The organism is Kineococcus siccus, assembly GCF_009906795.1.
In the GTDB taxonomy this organism is placed as follows: domain Bacteria; phylum Actinomycetota; class Actinomycetes; order Actinomycetales; family Kineococcaceae; genus Kineococcus; species Kineococcus siccus.
On record NZ_JAAALN010000297.1, the window covers coordinates 1 to 3,949 of the forward strand.

Consider the following 3,949-nt stretch of genomic DNA (forward strand, 5'->3'; position numbering starts at 1 on the left):
GCGGCCGGGTGGGGGGGAGCGGTCACGGCGTCAGGCTAGCGGATGCTGAGGTAACCTCACTGTGAGGACACCACATCGACTACTGGAGGTCCGCCTGTGCGCGGTGACCCCGCTCGGGACCCGTTCCGCCCGACGACCAAGCCCGTCCTGGAGACCGGCGCCCGCCCCGGGGCGGCCGAGCTGCGCCGCGTCGCGCAGCTGTTCCGCCCCCACGTCGGCCCGCTGTCGGCCGTCGGCGGGCTCATCGCGGTCGGCGCCGTCGCCGGCGTCGCGAGCCCCTTCTTGCTGCGCGAGATCGTCGACGTCGCCCTCCCGCGCGGGGACCTGCGGCTGCTCGCGGCGCTCGCGGGCGGCCTGGTCGCCATCGCGGCCGTCGGCACGGTCCTCGACGTCGTGCAGGGGCTGCTGACCAACCGCATCGGTCAGGCCGTCATGCACGAGCTGCGCGTGCGCCTGTACTCCCACCTGCAGCGGATGTCCCTGGGCTTCTTCGCGCGCACCCGCACGGGCGAGGTGCAGTCCCGCATCGCCAACGACATCGGCGGCATGCAGACCGTCGTGACGAGCACGGCCACCGACTTCGTGCAGAACCTCACGACGGTCGTCGTGACCGCCATCGCCATGCTGGCGCTGGACTGGCGCCTCGCGCTGCTGTCCTTCGCGATCATGCCGGTGTCGCTGTGGCTGAACCGCCGGGTGGGCCGCCTGCGCCGCCGCATCACGGCCCAGCGGCAGCGGCAGATGGCCGAGATGTCCGCGACCGTCGAGGAGACGCTGTCGATCTCCGGCATCCTGCTGACCCGCACGACGGGACGCTCGCCCGAGGTCGTGCGGCGCTTCGCCCGGCAGTCCGAGGACGTCTCGGCGCTCGAGGTCAGCTCGGAGATGGCCGGGCGCTGGCAGTGGTCGGTCATCACGCTCACCATGGCCGCGATCCCGGCCCTGACCTACCTGCTCGGCGGGCAGCTGCGCGGCACGGGCACCGACCTCAGCATCGGCACCCTCGTCGCCCTGGTCAGCCTGCAGGGTCAGCTGTTCCGGCCGCTCGGCAGCCTGCTGCGCATCGTCGTGCGCCTGCACGCGTCGATGGCGCTGTTCACCCGCGTCTTCGAGTACCTCGACACCCCGCCCGAGGTCGTCGAGTCGCCCGCGGCCGTCGAGCTGCCGCCCGTGCGCGGCCACGTGCAGTTCCGCGACGTGTCCTTCGCCTACCCCGGCGCCGCCGTCCCGACGCTCCAGCACGTCGACCTCGACGTCCCCGCGGGCACGTCCCTCGCGGTGGTCGGCGCCACCGGGTCGGGCAAGACGACGCTGGGCTACCTGCTCGCGCGGCTCTACGACGCCGACGGCGGCTCGGTGCGCATCGACGGCACCGACGTCCGCGACGTCACCGCGCGGTCGCTGTCGGACGCGGTCGGCGTCGTGACGCAGGAGACCTTCCTGCTGCACGCCAGCGTCGCGGACAACCTCCGGTTCGCGCGGCCCGACGCCACGGACGCCGACCTCGAGCGCGCGGCACGCACCGCGCAGGTCCACGACCTCATCGCCTCGCTGCCCGACGGCTACGACACCGTCGTCGGCGAGCGGGGCTACCGGTTCTCCGGCGGGGAGAAGCAGCGCCTCGCGCTGGCCCGCACGGTGCTGCGCGACCCGCCCGTCCTGCTGCTCGACGAGGCCACGAGCGCGCTGGACACCCGCACCGAGCGCGCCATGTCGGGCGCCCTCGCGCAGCTGTCCGCGGGGCGCACCACGATCACCATCGCGCACCGGCTCTCGACCGTGCGCGGCGCCGACCAGATCGTCGTCGTGGACGCCGGCCGGGTCGTCGAGCGCGGGACACACGCCGAGCTGAGCGCCCGGGGCGGGCGCTACGCCGAGCTCGTGGCCGCCGACGAGGCCCGCGTCCCCACGGCGTGACGCGGGGGCGTCACCCCCGGGCGGTGCGGCGGCGCTCCGCCGTGGCCGCGCGCACCGCGTCCTCGACGCGGCCGAGCACGGCCCGCACACCCGTGTCGAAGGACGCCCGGCACTCCTCCACCCCCGCGAGCACGACGGCGGCGCTCACCCCGACGACCTGGTCGTCCTCGCGCCGCCCGCGCCTCGGCAGCGGCGCGGGCGGCACCCAGTCCGCGACGCGGGCGAGGACCCCCTCGGCCTCGGCCGCCGTGAGGCCGGGCAGGACGACGGCGAACTCGTCGGCGCCCAGGCGGCCCGCGGTGGCCGACAGCGGCAGCTGGGAGCGCAGGTGCTCGGCGAAGGCGATGAGCAGGGCGTCCCCGGTGGGGTGGCCGTAGGAGTCGTTGACCGCGCCGAAGCCGTCGAGGTCCGCGGCGAGCACGCACAGCGGCTCCCCCGACGACGCGGCCGCCGCCAGCGCCAGCGCGAGCCGCTCCTGCAGGAGGCTGCGCGTGGCGACGCCCGTCAGCCCGTCGCGCTGCGTGGTCTGGACGCCCTGTGCGGCGCGGGCGCGCAGGGCCCGGGTCGCGACGCGCAGCGAGTCCTCGAGCTCGCGCACGGGCGTGAGGTCGCGCGAGACGAGCACGGCGCCCGCGACGGCCCCGTCGGCGTCGAGCAGCGGGGTGGCCGCGGCGACGACGCGCACCGGCCGGCCCGCGAGCGTGGTCGTGTCGACCTCGACGTCGCGCCAGGGCAGGCCCGCGCGGAAGGCCGCGAACATCGTGCCCAGGTGCTGCGCGAGGCGCTCGGGGTCAGCCCCGTGCATGAGCGCCAGGGGCCGGCCCTCGACGTCGGCGGCCCGCACGCCCCACAGCCGCTCGGCGCCCGCGTTCACCGACGAGACGACGGCGGACGTGTCGATGGTGACGACGGAGTCGCCGGTCAGGTCGGCGTGGCCCTCGAGGAGTCCGCGCTGCAGCGCCGGGCGCAGGAGGCCGAGGTGCAGCGGCGCACCGCCGGGCCCGCTCGCGCGCCAGAGCGTCACGTCGCCGTGGACCGCGCCGCCGTCGCGTCGGCGCAGCCGGACCGGGCCCGCCCCGAGCGGCCCCACGAGCTCCTCCAGGCGGCGGCCGAGCGCCTCACCGGCCGGCCAGCCGAAGGTCCGCTCCGCCGCCGGGTTCCACGCGAGGACGCGGCCGTCGCCGTCGGCGGTCCACGCCGGGTCGGGGAAGGCCGCCCAGACGTCGGCAGGCGCCGCGGCGGCACTCGCCGCGGGGTCCACCGCGGCCTCCACCGCGGGGCTCGGAGCCTGCACCTGCGCCACCTGCCCTCTCGTGCGTGCCGGTGCCGTCGCGGAGGGCGTCGGCGGGAGTGTCGGCACACGTGGTGTCGGCGCGCGGGACCCGCGAGGTGATCGTCCGAACGGGTCGCCTCACCCGGCGGGGGCGGTTCAGCCCTCGTCCGGCACGCCGGGCAGCGCCGCCAGCACCTCCTCGAGGTCCTCCGGCACGACGCCCATCGAGGCGCTCATCCACAACCCGTCGCCGACGAGCTGCACGACGCGGGACAGGGCCCGGTCGCCCAGCTCCTCCTCGATCGCCACGCGCCAGCCCTCCGAGACCTCCGTGAACGCCTCGACGGCGCGGCGGTCGGCGTCCTGGACGAGGCGCAGGGCCGCGATCGTGGCCCGCTGCAGCGGGTCGCCGGGCGCGACGACCGACGTGCGGACGTAGTAGCGCGCGGCCCCCTCGGGCGCGGAGCGCATCCGGGCGAGGTCCTCGGCCGCGAGCGCGCGCAGCCGGTCGAGCAGGCCCTCCACGAGGGCGTCCTTGGTGGCGAAGTGGTACAGCAGACCGCCCTTCGACACGCCCGCCGCGGCGGCGACGGCGTCCAGCGTGGCGGCGCGCGGGCCGGCCTCGACCAGGAGCCGCTCGACGGCGTCGAGGAGGCGGTCCCGGGTGGACCGGGCCGCGGTCGCGGCGTCGGTGGGGGCGGGGGGCGTCCGGGACGGCATGGGAAGAGGTTAGGGACCCCCGACGTTGACCGTCCGGAC

Annotated in this window: 3 protein-coding genes; 1 reads left to right on the plus strand and 2 read right to left on the minus strand. The window is 76.7% G+C overall.

All coding sequences use genetic code 11. From position 1 onward, the window contains the following. Positions 1-96 precede the first annotated feature (96 nt). On the plus strand, positions 97-1,917 hold the full coding sequence (locus GTR02_RS20360) for an ABC transporter ATP-binding protein (protein WP_338073955.1): 1,821 nt from the start codon (positions 97-99) through the stop codon (positions 1,915-1,917). 10 nt (positions 1,918-1,927) lie between these two features. Here GTR02_RS20360 and GTR02_RS20365 read toward each other — a convergent pair whose 3' ends face one another. Both GTR02_RS20365 and GTR02_RS20370 read right to left on the minus strand, forming a co-directional pair. Beyond that, complete coding sequence (locus GTR02_RS20365; RefSeq protein WP_166609302.1) at positions 1,928-3,211, minus strand: diguanylate cyclase domain-containing protein; 1,284 nt, start codon at positions 3,209-3,211, stop codon at positions 1,928-1,930. 135 nt (positions 3,212-3,346) lie between these two features. Beyond that, positions 3,347-3,910, minus strand: a complete 564-nt coding sequence (locus tag GTR02_RS20370) for a TetR/AcrR family transcriptional regulator (protein WP_166609303.1) — start codon at positions 3,908-3,910, stop codon at positions 3,347-3,349. Between the last annotated feature and the right edge of the window lie 39 nt (positions 3,911-3,949).

Coding starts and splice junctions, on each gene's coding strand:
- GTR02_RS20370 (WP_166609303.1), bottom strand. CDS start 3,910: ATGCCGTCCCGGACGCCCCCCGCCCCCACCGACGCCGCGACCGCGGCC.